A 21,963-nucleotide genomic window follows, 5' to 3' on the forward strand; every position below is an offset into this window, starting at 1 on the left:
GTAATATCAAAGCTGTATGCTATATTGTTCAACTGACTGACCAATCACTGATTGAAACCTTAAGTATAAAAGAGGTTCAGTTTGATGACTTATTTTTCAGATTATAACAACTTTTTCATTTGTTTTAAAATTATATTAAAATAATTTTGTGTATATTTAAAAATATTGGTGATAAAGATGTCCTCGGATTCCTGTTAATAGAATCAGAGCATTGTCTATTATCAAAGAAAGGAAGTTATAAAGGTGCGAACGAAAAGATACTCTATCGTAACTGGTCTAGTCTTAATACTTAGTTTATTAGCCTCTAGTCTATTAATCCCAGGCTCAGCCAATGCAGCAACGGACAAAGTTAAACCGACTATATCAGGTGCTACTAATTCGGTTGCTTATTTGAATCATTCATTTGATCCACGAAAAGGGGTTACTGCTAAAGATAACGTAGACGGTAACATAACGAGTATTATCAAAATATCAGGAAAAGTGAACACAAAGAAACTAGGTAAATATACGCTAACTTATAAAGTAACAGATAGTGCTAAGAATACCTGTACGGTTAAGCGTGTTATAACGGTTAAAAAGGACACGACAAAACCGAAGATTTCTGGAGCTACGAATAAAACGGTTTATATGGGCTATTCTTTTAACCCGAAAGCTGGAGTAAAGGCTACCGACAATGCAGCGGGTAATCTTACTTCTCAAATTAAAGTGAGCGGTAAGGTGAATACCAATAAAGTAGGGAAGTATAAAGTAACATATACTGTGACTGATAAGGCAAGAAATACAAGTAAAATCACTAGAACTATAACTGTAAAGAAGGATACAACCAAGCCGAAGATAACAGGTGCTTCAAATAAAACGGTTTATAAGGGATATTCTTTTAATCCTAAAACCGGTGTGACGGCTAGTGATAATGTAGACGGTAATATTACTAGCAAAATCAAGATTAGCGGAAAACTTAACGTGAACGAAGTTGGAATCTACAAGCTCACATATACTGTAGAGGACAAGACAAAGAATAAGACAACAGTTACTCGTACTATAACCGTTAAAAAGGACACCATAAAACCCAAAATCACTGGTGCTGGTAACACAACTGTTAATTATGATGATTCCTTTATAGACGCCTTTGATCCCAAGAAAGGGGTAAAAGCGACAGATAACGTAGATGGCACGATTACCAATCAGATGAAGATTACGGGTACTGTGAATACAATGAAAATAGGTACATATAAACTCACATACACGGTCAAGGACAAGACAGGAAATCAAACATCCGTAACCCGTATAGTAAAGGTTGTTGATAAGGTCTCTCCAAAAATTACGGGTGCAAGTAATACAACAATCAATTATGGTTCTTCCTTTGACCCTATGAAAGGGATAAAAGCGACAGATTACATAGACGGTACGATTACTGATCGAGTGACAATCACCGGTACAGTTAATACAGACAAGATAGGTACATATAAACTTACCTACACCGTCAAGGACAAGTCAGGAAACCAAGCAAGTGTAACTCGTACAGTAAATGTTGTTGATAAGGTCTCTCCAAAAATCACGGGTGTAAGTAATACATCAATTAATTATGGCACTACCTTTGATCCTATGAATGGGGTAATAGCCACAGATTACATAGACGGCACGATAACTAACCGAGTGACAGTAACTGGTGCTGTTGATACAGACAAAATAGGTACATATAAACTTACGTACACGGTCAAGGACAAGTCAGGGAACAAAGCAACCGTAACACGGACAGTAAAAGTTGTTGATAAGTTCCCTCCAAAAATCTTAGGTGCAAATGATATGTCAATTAATTATAAGACTTGGTTTGACCCTATGAGCGGGATAGAAGCAATAGATGAGATAGATGGTACGATTACCAACCTAGTGACATTCTCCGGTATTAGTGACATTGATATAGCTAACGGTTTGATGATGGGCACATACAAACTCACTTACAGTGTCAGCGATAAGTCGGGAAATCGAACAACTGTAACACGCACAGTAAATGTTGTCGATATGAGCTCCCCTGTTTTGACAGGTGTTGGTGATACTACTATAAATATTGGTGAAGCCTTTAGTCCTCTATCGGGAGTAAAGGCAAGCGATGAGATAGATGGAGATTTAACTGCAGGTATAAATGTCGAGGGAAAAGTAAATGTTGATAAGCCAGGTACTTATCTGCTAACTTATACAGTTAAAGATAAGTCTGGAAATATTGCAACTGCTGAACGTAAAGTGACGGTAGTAGATAATATTTTTCCTGAAATCAGTGTGATTGATACTGATATAGAACTCCAATGGTTTGATTCCTTTGATCCAATGCAGGGTGTAACAGCTACTGACAATTACGATGGTGACTTAACTTCTAAAATAAATGTAGAGGGGAAAATTGACACATCTCTAGCACCTGATGAAGCATCTTTTTTATTTACCTATACGGTAAAAGACACCAGTGGGAATATAACAGAAGCTCAACGTTCTCTTTATTTAATTCCGAGGAGCGCTTCATTAAAGGGACTGGATGATTTAAAAATTTACCCTGGTGAAAGTTTCGATCCTTTAGAAGGTGTATTGGCCACTGACTATAAATCCGGCGAGGATATTACTTCATATATAAAAGTTGAACATAATGTCGATGTTAATAAGATAGGTACTTATGAAATTAGATATAGTTTTCCAAGTGATAAAGGATATCGAAATGATTATGAGTATATTCGTAAAGTAATCGTGGTAGACAATATTCCACCAGTGATAAGTGGCGTAAAAGACGTGGAAATATATCAATATAGTGCATCGCTAGGTGTATTGCGCGATGAAGTAACCGCTCAAGATAATCTTGATGGGGATATGACTAGTGTAGTAGAGATAGAACACAATGTTGATACTTCCCGAGCTGGTGACTATATTGTTATTTATAAAGTTACCGATAGTGCGGGGAACACAACAGTAGAACGTTGTACGCTCACCGTAAAGCCTCTTCCTGAAAGCTTTAAAATACATACTGATCTTCCTAGTCCAATTGCTAAAACAGGACAGGAGTTTACATTAACAGCGATAGTTACTCCTAATGAAGAAAGTTATTTAAAAGATATAAATTGGTGGTCTTCAGATGAGACGATTGCTACCATAGACCAGAATGGTGCAGTAAAAGTATTAAAAGAAGGTACTGTAACATTCTGGGCAAGAATAGGAGAAACAATGGATGCCTATCTCACAATTGTTGTAATAGATAAACCAGGACTGCTTTTTACTGGGTATAGTGAGTATCCTAATTACATAGATATTTGGTTTTTGAATCAAGATATTGAAAACATCGAAGTCAGAGGCGTTAAATTTTACAACAAAGATGGGTCTTTAGTTCGAACATATTCAAAAGATGAATTGAAAAGTATTGGTGTTAAAACAGATATACTTCCGTCAAAACAATGGAGTATGCGTTTTGATTATAGCGAAGAGGAGAAATCAGTCCTGAGTGGAGGGAAATTTGTTCTACTGGCGGGCTTAAAGGATGAGATTACATATGAATATTCAGTCGATATTTGGTAAAAGATAGTTTAATTAACCCAAGTATTTACTTATGACTCTATAAAGAAAAGCCCTTATCTCGTAAGATAGGGGCTTTTTGAATTGAATACATTTTAGTGTGTATTTCCTATAAGAAATGAAAATAATTCATTAAATATACGATTGTTGAGAAAGTGATTCTAAATTTTTCCGCTTTAGGGAGAAGAGAGAACAGCCCAATTATTGTGTTCCTTTAATTATTGTGTATTTTAAATATCCTAAAAATATTTTTGAAAAAAATTTAAGTTTTTTCTCTTACCCCTTGAATTTTAGAAAAACAAAAAAATATAATTCCTATGATTCTCTTATAAGAAGCTTTCTATAAGTTTAAGAAGATAATGAGAGACAACATCAATACAAAATAAATAAAATCATATATATGGAGCTGATTTAAAATGGCAAAAATTAAAAAGAATAAGGAAAAAAACTATTATTATTTCAGAGAATCATTAGGTTATGATGCATATGGGAAAAGATGTCATCCGTATAAAAGTGGTTTTAAGACAAAGGGAGAGGCAGAAATTTATCAAGCAAAGTTAAGGATAGCGTTTGCAGAAGGTACTTATGTTAAAGCAAGTAAAACTACATTTCTAGAATTTATAAAAGAGTGGTTTGAATTCTATCGTAGAAATGTTGAAAAAACAACTGCTCAAAATCGATGGCCTTTAATCAAGAATCATATTGTACCTTATTTTGAAGGTAAGAGGTTAGATAAAATCACACCACGAATGCTAGATGATTTTTATAGCAAAAAACTTGGAGAGGGATTATCAGGAAAGACGGTTCGAGAATTACATAACTTATTAAATCGAGCGTTTTCTCAAGCTGTTAAGTGGTCTTATCTACAGAATAACCCTGTAGCAAACGCAACACCTCCAAGGGTGGTAAAGAAAGAGATGGTTGTGTGGGATGAAGGAGAATTAAAGAGGTTTCTTAGATTGATAGAGAGCAGAGATGATTATGCCTTATATTTGCTTCTTATTACAACAGGTATGAGAAAAGGAGAATTGTTGGGCTTAAAATGGTGTGATGTAGATTTTGACAAAGGAAAATTACACATAAGACGAAGTCTATGCCGGGTTAATGGGGAAGGGTTAGTTTTGAAAAATCCAAAAACAACACAATCTAATCGCCAGATTTCCATTTCTTCATATGTGCGAGACGTATTGAGAAAGCATTATGAAAAACAACAAAAAGTAATAAAGGCTTATCAGGGGCATTTCAATTTAGAAGAATTGGTTTTCTGTAATAGTAAAGGGACTTTTAAAGATCCTAATAATCTGTTAAGGGAATTTAATCACATAATTAAAACAGCCTCACTACCGAAAGTCACAATCCACAATTTACGACATTTACACGCAACACTAATGTTGAAAAATGGTGAAAATCCGAAGGTTGTGTCAGAAAGATTAGGCCATAGCCGGATTGGAATCACAATGGATACATATTCTCACGTAGTACCGGATATTCAAGATGCAGCAGCTTTACGATTTGAGGAAGCATACTTATCTAAACAAGGAGCGTAGTCTATTATAGAAGGAACAAAAAGAATTTCGCGATTAGTGAAATTCTTTTTGTTTATATAAGAGTAGTGATTTGCCTTGTAACTTATCCAAAGTTTTATCAGCATTCCGAAAAAACGATACCTGAAACTAGATAAGAAACACCACCCTCCGCGCCGTCCAAAGCATAAAAGGGTGGTCGTCCAAATAAACATATTGTAAAGACGAGCTTACCACTCGTGTATATAATATATCCCATACTAAAACATTTTATGAAATTTTAAGCAGTCAAAATTCAAGCTTATTCAACTAAAGCCCCTATTATTTCAATAAGGAGAATGTTCTGCAGTTCCAATGTTCTTTACTATCTCCTTTACCTCTCCAGCCTTTTTTCTGCAATTCTTTAGCAATTAGCATATTAAAAAATCTGTGGCCAACACTTCCATAATGCTTAAAACAGGCATTACTTTAATTAGCGAAAGATAATCAGATTCTTTTTCTTATCCTTCTAAAATAGATAAGTGAAAGAAGCACTATTATATAGTCATAAAAGATGACTTTAATTAGTTGCTAGGATATTATTAATTTGAAAATTCTGATTAAAGTGGGGATAAATATGAGAGATAATAAATTTCGTGTATGGGACACAGGTGGAAAGCGTTATTGGTATTTTACATCTTCTGAAGACCTTGATCCTTCATTAGAAAGGATAATAAAAGAAGGCGAAATACAAAAATTCTCTGGGTTAAACGATGTTAATGGAGTAGATATTTATGAAGGTGACTTTCTTAAGGTGGTATTTGATGATGATGAATTTGACGAATATGATGAACCTATGGGAGTAGTTAAATTTGGAGAAGAGTTCCGTCAAATTGAGGATGAACCGCTTGATGGATGGATTATAAGTGATGGTACTAAAGAAGGGGGGGAATACCTTGACCAGTGGGACGGTGCTATAGAAGTTGTTGGAAATATGTATGAAAATGAAGAACTGCTTTTAACTCTAAAATCTGATCCATCTGATCCAAAACCACTCGAATTAAAATTTCGTGTATGGGATGGAAAGAAAATTATTTATGTATCGAAAGACAGTGGTTACCGCCTTGTATTTGAAGGTGGTGATTGGGAGCTAGAGTATAAAAATGAACAGTATTGTACTTCTAAAGACCCTTGGTGTAAACTAATGCAATTTTCAGGTGCAACAGACATTAATGAAAAAGACATATACGAAGGTGATATTGTAAAAAATGGTTTAAATGAAGAAGAATATAAAAGGAAATATCCTAATGACTACAAGGAGTATGGATTCACCCTCGGAGAATTTGTGGGAATCAGTACATATGATGCAGAATGCTCTTGTTGGTGTATTGATAATCCAAAATATATAGGGGTTACAATGGTGCATCATTTATTTTGTGAAATAGATATGAAAACAGTAGAAGTAATAGGGAATGTTCACGAAAATGAAGAAATATTCAGGGGATTAATCAGTGAATAATAGAAAGTGATATGGAAAACCGCTTTTGTTAAAGGATGTACTTAAGCAAATGGAGCATTTTTTCATAACAAGTATAACCACCTCCAGTTAGGAAGTGGCTGTACTTGTTATTGAGCTAAAGCCCCTGTTTGTTTAAGTACATTATTTCACATTTAAAAATCTAATTTTCATTCATCTAGGAATGCTACACCACTTTGCCACATCCCCAGATATAGGAGTTAGGCCCCGTAGTTTGCTTAAATTGTTGACATAAACTGTCCATTAAACTTTTGGAAAATAGTATAGTTATTACACCAACAGAAATAATAAAAGTATTCTATTTAGAAAAGGAAGAGATTAACTTGGACAAAGATACGACAATTACGACACTAAACGATTTCTTGCGAGGGTCATATATGGCCATTAATGCTTATGAGCACTTTATAAAAAAACTACAACATTCCTCATTAAAAGACTCGTTCATTTCGATCCAGAAAGACCTGAAAAATACCGCAATAATTATTTCAGAGAGAATTCAAAATTTAGGTGGTGCACCTGTAACAAGTGAAGGAATAATTGGAAAGGTTGAAGCTGGAATTGTAAATTTATTTGAAAATCACAATACAGAGGAGGAGATTATTAAACACGCTATTAAGGGGGAAAATATATATGGGATAAGAATGAGTGAGGATCTAGTAAGGGGTAAGCTAGATGAAGAAAGTCTAAATCTTGTCCATAAAATTCTTGATAAAGACCGAGAACACGTAGATTACCTAAAGTCTCTGTTACATTCTTAGAACCGACTTATACATAATGCTACATTTGGGGGAGAAGAATGAATAATCTAAGCATATTAGAAAGTGTGATTGAAGCAAATATATTTATTCAATTAGGAGCTGTATTTCTAATATCATTCGTTCCTTTTCTCGAAGGTTCTACCGCTTCGGTCTTTATTATTTTCGGTTTTCCTGCTGTTCCGACACTTATAGTGGCTTCGTTTGGGAACTTGCTGTCTGTTATGGTGATTATTGTGTTATATGAAAAAATAAGTTATACGCGAAACGCTAAACAGAAAGAAGGGTATTCGGGCAAACGAATGAAACTCGCTCGCAAGCTATTCAAGAAATACGGCGTACCTGGTATCTCTTTACTCGGACCGCTTGGTGTTGGGCATCATATCGGGGCAGTTATTTCGCTTATAGCAGGAGCACCTAAGCGTTATGTAGCATTGTGGATGACGATTGGCATTTTGGTCTGGACAATTGGTACTGGAGTTTTAGTTATGCTTGGTGTTAATCTTACAGATCGCTTGGTATAGGTTACCTACGTCCTTAAAGTGAGTTCTTTTTCAAGGAATGTATAAAAGATAGAGAGAATCCATAATCCTTTTTCCGCCTGCCCCGTTACTTCCACCCAGAGGTGTTTTTTATCAATTAAATATTTACGTAAGGTGTAAAAACAGTGTTAATCTAAAAGGATTAACGCTTCTGTTTGCTAGGTAATCTTTTAATACCCTCGGTACAAACAACACTTCCTAAAATACCAACTAAAACGCTTGATGAAATGATTTTAAATGCATAATAAATACCTGTACCTGCGATAAAATCTAGTATTAGAAATTTTTTAATTGTTGACCATTTAATTGTATAGAAAATAACTTGATTTTGTGCTTTCATATAGATTTATCACACCTAAATCATTTTTCCTAAGATATGATTAAATAAGTTTGTCTTATTCCACTAAACTGCCCCGATAGTAGTATAAGAAATAATGAAACCATAATTACTCTTTTGTTCCCTAATTTAAAGGGCTAATAATTTTAAAAATACACATACTAACATTCGTGAGTTCTGTGAAATCACGAAATTATAACCAAGGAGTGTATTTATGGGAATTCTAAGTGGTAATCCTCAAAATGAACCAATGCATTATGGAGAAGTATATGGTTTCTCCACTCAATTAGCAGTAGCTAAAGCAGCATTGGACGGTTATCAAGTTTATTGTAATCACACAGGTGATAAAGACTTAAAACATTATATAAAAGGCGTTATTAAAAATAGTATTGAACCGTCCATTAAAGAGCTAGAACAAGTGTTAATTGCGAATGACATTGTTGTGCCACCTACACCTGCTGAAAGACCTGAAGTGGATATCGAACAAATTCCAGTAGGAGCAAGATTCCAAGATGCTCAAATTGCTTATGCTATTGCAAGAGATATCGCTACAGGAATTACCGCAGTGAGTGGATTAATAAGCCAATGTATCCGTGAAGATCTAGCATTAATGCTTACTCAACAAAATGCTAAAGCTCTGAAAGATGGTGCAGCTTTGCTACAAATTATGAAAGAAAAAGGATGGTTAGTTCCTCCTCCACTTCATATGGAAACTAAAAATAAGGAATAAATATCTCAAAAAACGTTTAATGGATGTTAATCAATATTGCACTCCAATGATGCTTCTATCTCATAGAGGCATCTTTCATTTTCTAGAATATCTGCGAAATTGAATTCATTATAGTACATAATCAACCCTATGTTCCCTTGGATTTTTTCTTAAAACTTATTGAACTAACCTGCCCCTTTTCTACAATAAGGAATTTACCAAAAAAGAGCATTAATCCTTCTTAGATCAATACCTCCGTTAATTGCACACTAGTCTTTTTGTTCGATGGCTGAATTGAACTCACCAATCCCTCTTATTATTCCTCTTATAATTAACTGCCCTAAGATATAAATAACAGAAATGAATATAATTGCGAAGTCTCTTCCGAAAGGTTTAAACCAACTTCCATCATCCGCAATTAAAAAATAGCCAAACAATAGGGAAATAACTGTCATTATAAAATTAACTCCAAAAAACAAAGGTAATTTTATATTTTTCGATGTTATGCCTACAACAATTATGAACATTAGAAATACTGGAAATAAGAAAACAGCATCGTGCCCTTTAAGATGACAGTAGTTATATTCGTACAAATGAAATAGGAATGGAACTGGAATTAGTGACAGAATGATTTTAATAAAATTCATTATATGTATGCCTCCATATATTGTAGGTTAATATTACTATTTCAACATCTTTGTCAGGATTCCTTCTTCAACTAACCTGCCCCTTTACTTCAATAAGAAGTTCAACATAAAAGGGCATTAATCCTTCTAAGATTAATGCCCCCATTGTTTAAGTATGCATCTAACAAACTTAGATGATTCTGCATAACAGTTCAATGGAATAATATGTATTCTTGTGATAAAGTTGTTTAAGGAGAGGGGGCTTTCTTTGAATAAATATCTAATCCCACTATTTTTTTGGGGTGCTATCGTTATAGGAATTGGACTAATAATAGTTACTTTTTTATTTGGAATAAAGCCTAATAAGGATAAGGAAGAACAAGTAAGAATCCAAGCAGAACTATATTTAGAAGATAATTTTAATGAATACTTCGAAGTCTATGATACTCTATTTGATAATATGGGGAACTTTGACTCATTTGAATATGCTGCGAAGGCTTTTGATCGGAAAAATCATACACAATTTTTAATTTATTATGATGATGAAACAAAACAAATGGTTGATACCTACATTGCCGATAAGTGGGAAGATGATTTAAAAACTGAAATAAGTCCTTTCATTAAAGTAAATTTTGGAGAATCAAGTGATTTCCACGTTTTCTTTACCAACGAAACTATAGGGAATGAATTAGGTATTGATCCTATAAACCCCAAAAGTTATACAGCGTTTGATGTTGCACCTACTATACGAATTACTCTTCCTCGAAAAAAGAGTAACGAGGACGATAAAATCGTTAATGAATTCATATCTTTCCTACAAAGCGAAGTTAAATTGCAAAGTGGCTCGGTTATTATTGAATATATCGCTGAAAATGGTGTGAATTTAGATGATGAGTGGAGTAAAGAGTTTTAGCTTAGTATGAAATAATAATCACCAATAAAAAAGAGCTTTGGGGATTTCCAAAGCTCCTTTTTTATGTGAATTGATTTATGAATTTATTTGCAGTTATTTGTGTTCACTAAGTGAAATTGTGTTTGTTTTTCTTCACTTCATAAGTAAACCCGCTAAGATAAAGTGAGTTTTTTAGTTTCCCCCTCTTTTTCCATATATAGTTCTTATTAAACTAACTGCCCCTTTAGCTGCATAAACAAAAAGAGCTGATCGCAGCTCTTTTATTCAAGAGAAGACTCTTTATTTGAAGAATATCTCATTCTTTTTTATACTTTTTTGATATTTACTATGACCATCGGTTACACCAATAAATTCAAAGTCATTGCACTTATAAAAGTTATTTAATTTAATGTTATCAGTAACACAATCTAACTTAAGAAATTCTTTATCATTTGCATTGTCTTCTATCCAAGTCAATATACTTTGCCCTATACCTTTCTTCATATAGGCAGGCAGTATTGCAAGTCTGTGTAAATAAAGCGATTTTGAAGAAATATCGCTTCCCCAAATATGCCTGTCCCATTCACTTGGTTCAGATAATAGCGTGAACGTGGCCATAATTTTCTTATCTTTTAAAACAATGTATGTTTCTTGATTAAATATGCCTTGTTCAATCTCTTCATCATCACCACCCTCTAATAGAAACCGCCATTGGTTTATATCATTATCTTTCATCCATTGAGCTATCTGCTTTAACATCTTAATAATTACACTACTGTCGTGGTTTGTTGCAATTTTCACCTCAAAATCTTCACCGTACTCCAAGTTATTTATACCTCCTTTTAATTAACCTTTTTATTCGATTATTTATAAATTCAATAAACCTGTTCCACTAACCTGCCCGTTTCTACAATAAGGATTTCAACAGAAGCGGGCATTAATCCATCAACATAATCTTTCTATTGACTTTAAATCTATTTAAATGAATCTCTTTAGATATTCGCCAAATATTTTGTTCATAACTTTTGGTGTGTTTTCTAAATATACATTAATTTGTTCAATGTTTGATTCGAATTTATCACAGTTTCTTTCATCTGTTGGGAAATCAGATATTCCTTTAATGATAATGCATTCAACCTCATTCTTCTTACAAATATAAGCAATTGCACCCGCTTCTGTATCGGCTATTGTTATTTTGTTTTCTTTTAGTTCTAAATAGTCCTTCCACATAACTACTGCTTTATCAGCGGTGGCAATTGTTCCAGTATAAAAATCATTTCCGTATTTCGATAGGTCAATATCGACTATGAAGGATTGTTTAATAAGAGGTTCAATTTCTTTTACTGTACAATCATATTGAACGGCTTTATCAGGTATAAAAATATCCAAATTACTGAATTTATCATCTATTCCTGCACACGTTCCAGCAACGATTACTTTAGTTAAGTTAAATTTAGAAATCATATACTGATTTCCACCGACACCATTTACTTTTCTTACACCTGTGCTATAAAAAACAAGTTCAATATCATTTATTGTTGTTGTGAAATACTCGCCATAAGGATAACCGAAACGTTCGTTATCTTCTATGCTAAAGTATTCTAATGTCGCTTCATATTCCCACTTCGTTGCAATGCTTATTCCTATCATTGACTTATCACCCTACAAATATAAATTGTCACTATTGATTTCATATAAACGGTCTGAATCTTCTTTACTATGTTTATGATCATCGTTAATTCGTTATTAATATGTAAATATCCTTCTTCCGCTAACCTGCCCCGTTACTTCCATAAGGAATTCAACATAAAAAGGCATTAATCCTGCTTGGATCAACGCCCCTGTTAGTTGCATAAGAAAAAGATTTATCATTATGAATGAAACTATTTTTTATCATTCAACTGCTTTAATAATTCAATTATTTCCTCGTTTTGATTTACATTTTTTCGTATATTAACACTAACACCCAACAACTCTATCATTATGATAGCCGTAATTACTATTAACGCAAAAAACATTATTCACAGCCAACCTTTCTTCAAGTAATGAACACTACTTTATTTTTACAAAAATTAACTCCTTATTCCGCTAACCGTAGCAATAGGTAAGCGTTTGAAGTTATCTCCGGCTTTTCCCCTGCTCCACACGGAACGTGCCAGTTTCCAAGCATTCCGCGTTCCATCTGGCGATGGTTTTGATTATAAGTTTCAAGTTACTCTTATTGATTTGGATTATATGATAGGTTCTAACTCGCACTTTTCCCGATATTTATTGATTTTCTCTAATATCGGTGGCGTGATATCCAAACTTTTTATGAGTATATTCATCTTAGTTGTATCTGTCATATGGATTAGTTTGTGTACATCTTTGTAGAGAATGCGTAAGTTATTGAACTTGTCATTTCCGCCGAGATGTACTGGCACGTAGTGATGACAGTGTACATCCCGTGCTTGTAGAAATTGTCCTGTAATTTCACATTTTCCTTGTTTCATACTATATCGACTGATTCGATTGTCCATATATTCGACACTTCGTGTCGGGATATTTGACTCCATTAGCAAGGCAATTTCTTGCTTGATATTCTTATGCAAATTCTTATGAATTAGCGCTCGGCCTTCAACTGTGAATAGTGTCAGACTTTGTGTGAAACAAATAGTGTTCTTTGTCTGAACATTCGCAAGAGGGAAGAGATGAATACCAGCAATTTCAAATGTCTTGAACCTCAAACTGTATAACTTCTTATAGGTTGGCGGCGGATTCGCTGGATGGGCGTATTTCCCGACTGGTTTAAGACGATTGTACATAGATGCACCTATATCATAAGCAAGACGTGAGAAGGCTAAGTTGACATGTGTAGCTCGATTAAAGTAATTATGCAGCCCTAAGACAAAGCTATTAAATCGCAAAGCATTTTGAGTCGTTGGTGAGGCTCGAAGTGCCTCAATTCGTTTCCTCGCTTCATCTTTTATTTTCTGTATCTTTTCGGCTTTCACAAAAGTATGGGCCACACGTTTTTCACCTTTGCGAATGGCACGTATCGTAAATCCAAGAAAGGCTGATTCATGTTTCCGCAGATTAATTACTTTTGATTTTTCCGGTGAAATGTCAAGTTTTAAACGCTCTTTCAGAAAAAGCTTAACGGCATGATACCATTTTTCGGCTGTCTTCCAGTCCCGACATAAGATTTTAAAGTCGTCGGCATAGCGAACTATATAACCTTCTTTTAACTTTGTGTGAATCTTTGCATAGCGTTCACCTTCGCGTGTCGTATATGGCTTATCAAGAGGGAAGAGTTCCCACTGATTCGCTATCCATTGATCTAATTCATTCAAAACCACATTAGATAATAACGGGGATAGTAGTCCACCTTGCGGTGAACCCTTTTCCGGAATGCCTTCACCATCAACTTCAGCTTTTAACATTTTTGAAATGCAAGCTAAAACTTTTCTATCATAAATACCTAAATTCCACAGCTGTTTAATGAGCAATGTATGATTGATATTGTCAAAGAAGCCTTTGATATCAACATCAACAACATAGTGAAGTTTAGAATGGTTAACAAGGAATTGAACTCTTGCCATCGCATGATGTGTAGACCGTAAAGGTCTAAAACCGTAACTATGATTATAAAAGTGCGCTTCCGTAATTGGCTCCAATACTTGCTTGAAACACTGTTGAATGATTCTATCGAGGATACATGGAATGCCTAGAGGTCGCATTTTACCATTATCTTTTTCAATTAATTTTCGTCTGACTTTCTTCGGGCGATAATTCTTGAGCTGTTTTTGTATCTTTTCTACTAAATCATTTTCTGTTAGTCTCTCTATGTCGATGATGGTTTTTCCATCTGTACCGGGGGTCTTAGACCCCTTATTTGACTTGATAGTCCGATAAGCTAATAAAATGTTATTCCTCGACGTGATGACGTCATATAAGTGATGGAATGTTTCTTTATTTTTAGCTCGGTGGTACAAGTCAGTAAAAGTGTCGGTCATATCATAGTAATCCCAGTATCGTAGAGCTTGCACTGTGGCATCATTCCTTTGTGAGGTGATGTTCCCACGTTCTTACCCGACCGGTGCAATGCACGTTTGAAAAATAATCGTTGCCAATCACTAGACTTGGGGCTGTTCCTCTACCTCCATTACAGAAGCTTCATCAGTCGTACCCCTACCCTCATAAGGACAAGTGCATTTCGTTCAATTACTTATAGCAACCGTTTTGGGTGACAGCCCTCGAATCAACGTTCCTTACTTTCCAAGTCCCTTATAACTTAGCTATCTATCTAAACGTAGGTGCTTCCTGTAAGCCTGTGAGCTGGATACCGCCATTGTTCGATATAACGTGTTTCAGAGGGGCAATTTTTACTCCACATCACTCACACCACCGTAAGGGTGGTACAATAGTTTCCTATTGTTCAAAACTCTAGACCTGTACATTCGGAAGTTCGTCCGTTCTTTGTGTAAGAAAATTCTCACCTTATTTAGTTTTTCAGCCATCCGGCATATCCATTGGCATACCTTTATCCTGAAAGGAATGGCTTTAGCCTTTGTTCTGCCGACTTCACCTGAGCTTCATACCCCATAATCTGTCCATTATGACGCATGCAGGAGTATCAATGGGATAGTTTCAAAATACATGGTTTTATCATTCCTATCCTCGGTTATAAAGTTAGAGTTTCTGTGGAAATTCCTCGTCTTTCGCACCGGAGTGCTTATAACAAAACTTGTCGCGCTGCCCCGTTTGTGGATTAACAAAAAAGGGCTGATCACAGCTCTTGACGACAAAGTGATAAGTGTACACTGTGATTGTGTCATCCGTTTTTAATGAATTAGATACAAAAAGAAATCATCCTTTTTAGTATGAGTCTCTATTTACTAGTTTAAAATCAACCATATGAACCTGAACCATTTTGATAAAATTATATGTATAAACTACTGTGCATTAAGGAGACTTCTATGAGAAAAGACAAAAAAGAAAAGATATTGAGTAAAGTTAGGAAACAGCAAGGTTTGCAAATCTGCATCAGCGGTGAACTTGTACCAGAAGAATTCAATCTAACTATTGGAGAATATCAAGAACTTATAAGTGATATTTACAAAAACGAATTAAAAGAACTAAATCCAGACTTAGCACAACTGGGTTTTCACAATGCGTTTGCTGACCATATAGTGAGATCAGGGATGGTATTGGGTGAAATAGAACCTGATCCAAAAAAACTACTAGATGGGACACAGCATTATCCGTTCTTAGATAAAGACCACGGTCTAATTCTTGCTAAAGCTGAGGATATCCAAAAAGCAATCATTTCCTACATAGATTACAATAAACCACTAGCTTCGCGGTTATATGCGTTTCTTAATCATTTAAATCCTGATTTGGAGATTAACCCAATCAACAGCGAAACAATAGCCCAGCATATCAAGAATCGAGTTGAAAACATTTCAAAAGAAAACTATCAATCTTTAAAAAAATACTCTATTGATGAGCTGAAGAAGTTCTTAGAACAGCCGCTTGTTGCTAAAGGTTCCAAAATAGAAAGTGTTGTAACTCCTTTTGATAAGCGGGAAAATGACGAACTGAAAGAGGAAATCTTAGCGACTTTTTTCTTTCGGGTAAATATGTTTATCATCCAAATGAAAATAGGCGAGCATTGTAACAGTAGAAGGTTAACACATTTAGAAAAGCTGGTTAGAGAAATCCAAAATACTATCTGCAATTCCCTAACTTGGTTCCTGCCCCACTGTTACAAAATGCTTGAGCATTATTTACAGATATTAAAACAATCCATTGACGCAACAAGTATTAATCCTATTAAAGCTCAGCACTCTAGATTTATTAAACTATATAGAAAACAAATGAATACAAACGAACTTGCGTATGAGGCATCCGTTGCCTTTAAGTTTGAGGATGAGGATAATGATGCCCACTTATATTCCGGTCTATCTAAGAGCTCCATAGCCAAAATTAAAGACCTTCAGAAGTTAGAGAAATTAATCACGAGCAATAAGTCTTCCATTTCGGATTACTCATTACTCACTTTTGGATATATAGCCATATTAGAAAAGGAGCTAAACGACATAGTTGAATTCTTGAAGGGTAAAAGATCAAATTCCTCGTTACATAAAATTTTCGAATACTTCAAGGAACTGAAAGACTACTCAACGTTAGACAGAATCTATCCGATTTTAAATTTACTCAGATTCACAATAGACAAGAACCTACATAATATGATCAGAAGAACAAGAAATAATATTGCTCACGGAAATGAAACAAGCATCTCAGCGAAGGAACATAAGGCTTTCAAAGATATTTGTTTCGGGAATGAAGATGAACCTCATTTAAGTTTCTTTCAGGCTGTGTCTGCTACAAAACTGCTCGCAGGAAATCAAATTTTAGATACGAGTTTAGTTAGTGAGAAAATCTTGGACAAGTTCGAAAGCAACATCGAAGCCCCTTCTTTATCGAAAGCCCTTTAGAAAAAAAGAAAAAGGCAACGATTTCGTTGTCTTTTTTCTTTCAAATACCTTAAAAAACATCTTGCAGATGAATTAAAGTCCTTAGGTGGAAAAAAGCAATTGAATATACGATTCACAACAGCTATGAGGCCATTTACGCTAGTACCTAAAGAGGATGATTCATCGCTTCATTTGATTTTACCAGTTAGAACATTTTAATTTTGTACATCGAAAAAGCTATCAAGTCAAATCTTGATAGCTTTTTTCTGTTCACTTTCGTGTTTTGACTGAACTACCGCACCCTCTTACAGAAAGCGTGATTCGAATACTTATTCTCCAAACGATCTAGATGACATCTTTTGAGGATTGAGATTGCTAAAAGTCAAATAGTCTTCTGAATCGGCTTTTCGATTTCTCAGCTCTTGGAGTTTCAAGGATAAGAGCTGATAATTTTCCGAGCATTTCCGTTAATTCTATTTCAAATTCTATTGTGTTATCATCTGTACCGGTATGAGCGTGAACCAACTCGTGTACAAGTGTACCTGCAAAGGATTGGAGGGATTTTAGTTGGCTACGCTTGATGATGATTTGCCTTGTAGAACTTTCCCATATTCCGAGGGCATCAGAACCAATAAGACTGTCTGGCCGCATTGTAGTAGAAATCAAAATGTCCTTCACAACCTTACCCTTCTTCGGAAACCAACTTAAAATGATATCCCTATGGTTAAAGACTTCTCTTTCTTTGTTCGTAAGTTGGTGAACTTTTATGATGTCAAACTCGAATTGTTCATTCCACTCTATAGCATATGATTCTAAGTTTCTAAATTGGTTTCCGTTAAGGTCTGTGCTTTTCCCTAACTTGAAGGCTAGGGAGTCTGGAACTGTAATAATCCGGATACCCTCATCTTTGGCATAACTTAGATACTTACCTCCATCCATTAAGCTGTTAGCCGTCAAAAACATTACTTTTTCCTGACTACTCAATATTTTACAGGCGTGAACTTGAACATCAATCCAATCTAATTCATCGTGCGAATTACCTGCTTGAATCTTTTGTAAATCATTCACCAATTTCTCGGCGAACTCCGCACCTTTACAATCAAGAAGGATGGATTTCACCCTGTCTGTGTAAGCACTTCGCCCAACATTTGACCTCTCCCGATTTAAGGACTGACGAAGTTTCTTAGTGGTGGAAGTGATGTTATATGAAAACAGCAAATTTTCTTCTTCCGCAACGCAAATCCCATTCACATATATTCTAGAACGATTCTTCTTGTTCTCAATGAGTTGGCCATACTTCGTTTTTTCTATTTTTCGTTCTCCAGAGTAGAGAAGAAAGAAGTCTTTGGCCTGCTCAATGTCTTCATCTTTTAATCCAGTAAAAATGAATTCAGTCCCTATCATCCCAGGGTGCGACGGTTCTTTAACAATGGCGTGCAGGGTGATCACATCATCAAAGTCTCCCTTTGTTAGCTTATCAATGGTAATGTCGCTATATTTGGATTGTATTAGAATCCCAATATTTCTTCGATCAAATGTAGCCAATGCATCTTTTAATCCAACACCAAATTTACCGATGACCTTATCTGGATTGTTGGTCTTTTCGTCATTTTCGTTTTGAGTTAAATGCTCGTATTTAAGACCTCTTCCAAAGTCTTTGATATGCCAGTGATTATCTACATCTTTGAAAATACGTGGTTCCTCCGTATTAGTTAAATAGGATTCATCTAATGCGTTCGCAATGATTTCTCTTAAAGCGTGAGGAATCGTCCAGTGTTCAAGCACTTTCTCGATATTTAAATCGAACTTTTTCAATCCAGCTCCCCCTTTGGTATTGGGTATTATTTCTTATACTGGAATTATACCTCAAATACACTAAAGGTTGTTATAGCCTAATTGACAATAACGCTAAAGCAAACAAACATCTTACCATATCTGAACGTTAAAAAATAGCAACGCTTGAATTAGGATATACTATTCGTGCAATTGCCAAGAGAGCTACATCGCCACCAAAATTGTATAATCTAGGAAACGCAAACACACTATCAAGCCAATAAAGTAGACTTTGGCGCTAAAGTAAAGCTAATTGCCGAGTTAAAAGAAGCTGTTCAAAAAAGCTAGGGGATACCTGGTAACTCGATCAAATCGCTGGTTGCTTGTATCTAGGGAAGCTTAGTTTTAAAAGTATTTACCGTTCGATTTATAGCGGTTTATTAGAGATGTCTTTAACCGCGCTTCGCCAAATATGGGAGGGAAGCGATGATAATGTTTTGTTAAAGTAACAGAGGTGTTGAACCAAGGAGGATTAATGCCCTACTATTGAAATAAGAAAATCATAAATTTTCAAAGCTACAATCTCTGCTAAAGGAGTCTATTATTCCAAAAAGGATGAACGAACCGTTGAGAACAGGGAACTGGTTACTGTTGAAGAAAATAGATTAAGAAATTAGTCGCAAATGTTATTTGCAAGGTAGGAGTTTGTTTGAAGGAAAATCTCCATATAATGTCGAAAAACAAATTATTAAGGAGAGTGATCAAGTGAACTTAGATACTAAGTATTTAATTCGATGGGGAATTCCAGGGTGGACAATGATTTTAATTTTAAGTCCATACTTCATATTGTTTTATGAGGATTTTAGGAAGATATTATTACAAGAGAATGTACTTCTAGGAGTTGCAGCTACTTTAACAGCTGTTGGAGTACCTTTAGGATATATTTTAAATCAGCTTCATCATTCTATTACGTGGGTATCCTTTAAATTTCAATTCGGAGAAGATTATAACGGATGGGACGATTACTTCGAAGAGGAACTTTTACTTGATAAATTGTTTTCTAATCCCCAAATGGGTGAAATATATCAAAATAGGTATAGATATCTATTATCAAAGAAACACGAATTAGGTGGTGGTAGTGTAGGGTTAATAATATCCTGTATTGTTATTTCTTCCTTTCATTTTTTAAATCATATTTATAGTTGGTTAAGTTGGGGATATTTATTGGTCGTAATAGCGATAACTTACTTATTTATAATTAGTAGGTTGTATTCTGGTAAAAATATAGATGAGTATTATAAGTCGTGTATTGATAAAGCTAAAAATATGCCTAAAGAAATAGATGAGTAACCTTATAATAATGGGAAGTATCTGCTAGCAGAGAAAAAACTTTTTTAATTTTTTAATTTTTTTAATACGTTGATAATGCTGCACAAAAAAGTCTCCTTCCTTACTACTAGAAGAGAGGCTTTTCCTGGCTACTTAAAGCACATCCAGCTCATTAACGATAGATGCTAAAATTGCAAATAGTTCCCATATTAGAATCGTTGCAGAAACTGTAAACCATATAGTGTTTTTGTGTAATCTTCTTTTTCGGACCTAATCTTCTGCAAGATTGAAATCCCGTTCAAGCAGAGGACTATACACCAGACTGTGTAGATAAAAATCCGATTAAAACAAAAACATTAAACATCTGAGCATCCTCCTAGATGTCTGAAATAATATTTCCGTTTCTACCATTAGGAATTCAACAGAAAAGGACGTTAATCCTTCTTGGATTAACGCCCCTATTTGTTCAACAGCAATCTCTTCATTACTGAATAGAAGTTTTCTGGCTTTTTATTTTCTCGCCTTTTCATTCTTGGACCTTTATTATCTTCCATTAACCACTCCAGTAAATCATCTCTATCTATTAATGTGACATTATTAGCCTCGGCTAGATTTTTAGCAGGGTTAGTAAAATAATTGTTTGTTGCCACCCAACATTCATCAGCATTATAGAAATTTTTAGCAGAAGATATTTCTTGAACTGCTTTTATACCAACTTTACTTGAATAGCGTTTAGCTTGTACGATAATCTTTTTTTCATTCGAGTATAGGATAAGATCAACACCATAGTCGCCTGTTGTAGATGTTTCACTGACATTATAGCCTCTCTGCTTTAATATGCTCATCAAAAAATCCTCAAAAACTCTACCGTCCATAACATCCACTTCTAAAATCCCTGAATTCCTTAAGTTCTCCTCATATTGTATTTGTCTTCTCTCTTCTTCAGCCCGAATATTTATTCCAGAAACGACAAGATAAATCAATGAGACCACTAATACTACTGTCAATATTAAGATTACTATTAATATAATAGCCATTCTATAACTTTTTCCCTTCATTTCCTGGATAAGAAAACTAATAATCCCTTAAGTGTATATTTAATTCAAAAGAATATTTTTGCAAGCAAAGGGTCTTGCAAAGAATTTGTAACCAACTTTTTTTGATGCAAAAACAGAATCAGTATATTGCTATTGGACAATTAGATAAGTTGGCTTTATTGAACGCACTTACTTTTAATACCAAAAATACCAATATCGTCGTTAATTATATAGGAAAAAAATAACATATGCGGTAAACTGAACTTTGTACGATAGGTAAATGTAAAGGGGTTATATTTTTTGGCAATATACACAGAACATCAATGTCCACTCTGTAGGAAAGGCATTATTGGAATCAAAAAAGAAAGAACCGGCCAAGTCGGTATTGAGGAACACAATTATTCGATATACAGAAATACGTGTCGTTGCGTTAAGAGTGTTTCGAGAATAGCATCAATAGCTTTTAAGAGTTATCAGAACGGGAAGCTGTTTGGCCAAAATCTGTGCGAAGATTGCGGCCAAAATGGGGTGGCCCTCCTCTATCCAACTAAGAAGGGACTTAGCAAATATAAAGCTATTTGTGCCAGTTGTTTTGAGGCAAAAATCCACGAAATTAAAATATCCCAACCTAAGTAATTCAAGATATCCATAACCCTAGGGAAGTGGACATATATTCGAAGATTATTAGTTATTTAAAGCAATCGAGATGTAAAGGTTGCTTTTTTATTTTAATACGACTTTTCATAAGGAATGATAGACATACAAAAGCTCAAGTACATTGAAACAATCATAAGATTTGAAAAAACTAAAAAAAGAAAATTCAATCAAAAATACATCCTTGAATTTCCCTAATTCAACTAATCTGCCCCGTTAGCAGCATAAGAAAAGACCGTCAGTATGACAGCCTTAATCTTCTGGTA

Annotated in this window: 16 protein-coding genes and 1 pseudogene; 10 read left to right on the forward strand and 7 right to left on the reverse strand. The window is 34.8% G+C overall.

What is annotated here, in order from left to right:
- The first annotated feature begins 243 nt into the window (after positions 1–243).
- From AC622_RS03200 to AC622_RS03220, 5 genes are all read left to right on the forward strand, one after another.
- Positions 244–3,549 (forward strand): immunoglobulin-like domain-containing protein, encoded by a 3,306-nt coding sequence (locus AC622_RS03200; protein WP_049669762.1) that lies wholly within the window; start codon positions 244–246, stop codon positions 3,547–3,549.
- Between the two features lie 413 nt (positions 3,550–3,962).
- Positions 3,963–5,093 (forward strand): tyrosine-type recombinase/integrase, encoded by a 1,131-nt coding sequence (locus AC622_RS03205; protein ID WP_049669763.1) that lies wholly within the window; start codon positions 3,963–3,965, stop codon positions 5,091–5,093.
- 592 nt (positions 5,094–5,685) lie between these two features.
- Positions 5,686–6,567, forward strand: coding sequence for a YopX family protein (locus AC622_RS03210; protein WP_156185547.1), 882 nt, complete (start codon positions 5,686–5,688; stop codon positions 6,565–6,567).
- 341 nt (positions 6,568–6,908) lie between these two features.
- Positions 6,909–7,343: a DUF2383 domain-containing protein gene (locus tag AC622_RS03215; RefSeq protein WP_049669765.1), complete on the forward strand. Its 435-nt coding sequence runs from the start codon at positions 6,909–6,911 to the stop codon at positions 7,341–7,343.
- Between the two features lie 38 nt (positions 7,344–7,381).
- Positions 7,382–7,864, forward strand: coding sequence for a small multi-drug export protein (locus tag AC622_RS03220; protein WP_049669766.1), 483 nt, complete (start codon positions 7,382–7,384; stop codon positions 7,862–7,864).
- A gap of 160 nt (positions 7,865–8,024) precedes the next feature.
- Here AC622_RS03220 and AC622_RS03225 read toward each other — a convergent pair whose 3' ends face one another.
- Entirely contained in the window at positions 8,025–8,222 is a 198-nt protein-coding gene (locus tag AC622_RS03225; RefSeq protein WP_049669767.1) for a hypothetical protein, read from the reverse strand.
- 211 nt (positions 8,223–8,433) lie between these two features.
- Here AC622_RS03225 and AC622_RS03230 point away from each other — a divergent pair, with 211 nt between their 5' ends.
- A complete protein-coding gene (locus tag AC622_RS03230) occupies positions 8,434–8,949 on the forward strand; it encodes a DUF3231 family protein (protein WP_049669768.1) in 516 nt (171 codons plus the stop codon).
- Between the two features lie 248 nt (positions 8,950–9,197).
- Here AC622_RS03230 and AC622_RS21155 read toward each other — a convergent pair whose 3' ends face one another.
- On the reverse strand, positions 9,198–9,575 hold the full coding sequence (locus AC622_RS21155; protein WP_197089899.1) for a hypothetical protein: 378 nt from the start codon (positions 9,573–9,575) through the stop codon (positions 9,198–9,200).
- Positions 9,576–9,822: 247 nt separating this feature from the next.
- Between AC622_RS21155 and AC622_RS03240 the strand changes: the two genes are divergently transcribed.
- Positions 9,823–10,467 carry a hypothetical protein gene (locus AC622_RS03240; protein ID WP_049669769.1) on the forward strand — a complete coding sequence of 215 codons (645 nt, stop codon included), beginning with the start codon at positions 9,823–9,825 and terminating at the stop codon, positions 10,465–10,467.
- 279 nt (positions 10,468–10,746) lie between these two features.
- Here the strand turns inward: AC622_RS03240 and AC622_RS03245 are convergent, their stop codons facing one another.
- The 3 genes from AC622_RS03245 to ltrA all read right to left on the reverse strand — a co-directional run bounded on the left by AC622_RS03245 (position 10,747) and on the right by ltrA (position 14,441).
- On the reverse strand, positions 10,747–11,271 hold the full coding sequence (locus tag AC622_RS03245) for a GNAT family N-acetyltransferase (RefSeq protein WP_049669770.1): 525 nt from the start codon (positions 11,269–11,271) through the stop codon (positions 10,747–10,749).
- 153 nt (positions 11,272–11,424) lie between these two features.
- Entirely contained in the window at positions 11,425–12,096 is a 672-nt protein-coding gene (locus tag AC622_RS03250; RefSeq protein ID WP_049669771.1) for a 5'-methylthioadenosine/S-adenosylhomocysteine nucleosidase family protein, read from the reverse strand.
- Positions 12,097–12,677: 581 nt separating this feature from the next.
- On the reverse strand, positions 12,678–14,441 hold the full coding sequence (gene ltrA, locus AC622_RS03255) for a group II intron reverse transcriptase/maturase (protein WP_049672763.1): 1,764 nt from the start codon (positions 14,439–14,441) through the stop codon (positions 12,678–12,680).
- Between the two features lie 963 nt (positions 14,442–15,404).
- Here ltrA and AC622_RS03260 point away from each other — a divergent pair.
- Positions 15,405–16,925, forward strand: coding sequence for a hypothetical protein (locus tag AC622_RS03260; protein ID WP_049669772.1), 1,521 nt, complete (start codon positions 15,405–15,407; stop codon positions 16,923–16,925).
- 354 nt (positions 16,926–17,279) lie between these two features.
- On the opposite strand, the gene AC622_RS03265 is transcribed toward AC622_RS03260, so the two are convergent.
- A complete protein-coding gene (locus AC622_RS03265; protein WP_049669773.1) occupies positions 17,280–18,719 on the reverse strand; it encodes a D-tyrosyl-tRNA deacylase in 1,440 nt (479 codons plus the stop codon).
- Positions 18,720–18,853: 134 nt separating this feature from the next.
- Between AC622_RS03265 and AC622_RS21620 the strand changes: the two are divergent.
- Together AC622_RS21620 and AC622_RS03270 are read left to right on the forward strand one after the other, a co-directional pair.
- Positions 18,854–19,147 (forward strand): annotated as a pseudogene (locus AC622_RS21620) (IS30 family transposase); the annotation flags it as partial.
- 295 nt (positions 19,148–19,442) lie between these two features.
- The gene (locus AC622_RS03270; protein ID WP_156185548.1) at positions 19,443–20,027 is read left to right on the forward strand and encodes a hypothetical protein; all 585 of its coding nucleotides are present in this window, start codon (positions 19,443–19,445) and stop codon (positions 20,025–20,027) included.
- 437 nt (positions 20,028–20,464) lie between these two features.
- Here AC622_RS03270 and AC622_RS03275 read toward each other — a convergent pair whose 3' ends face one another.
- Positions 20,465–21,043 (reverse strand): restriction endonuclease, encoded by a 579-nt coding sequence (locus AC622_RS03275; RefSeq protein WP_082197005.1) that lies wholly within the window; start codon positions 21,041–21,043, stop codon positions 20,465–20,467.
- Positions 21,044–21,963: the final 920 nt, after the last annotated feature.

This window comes from Bacillus sp. FJAT-27916, assembly GCF_001183965.1.
Taxonomy (GTDB): domain Bacteria; phylum Bacillota; class Bacilli; order Bacillales; family Pradoshiaceae; genus Pradoshia.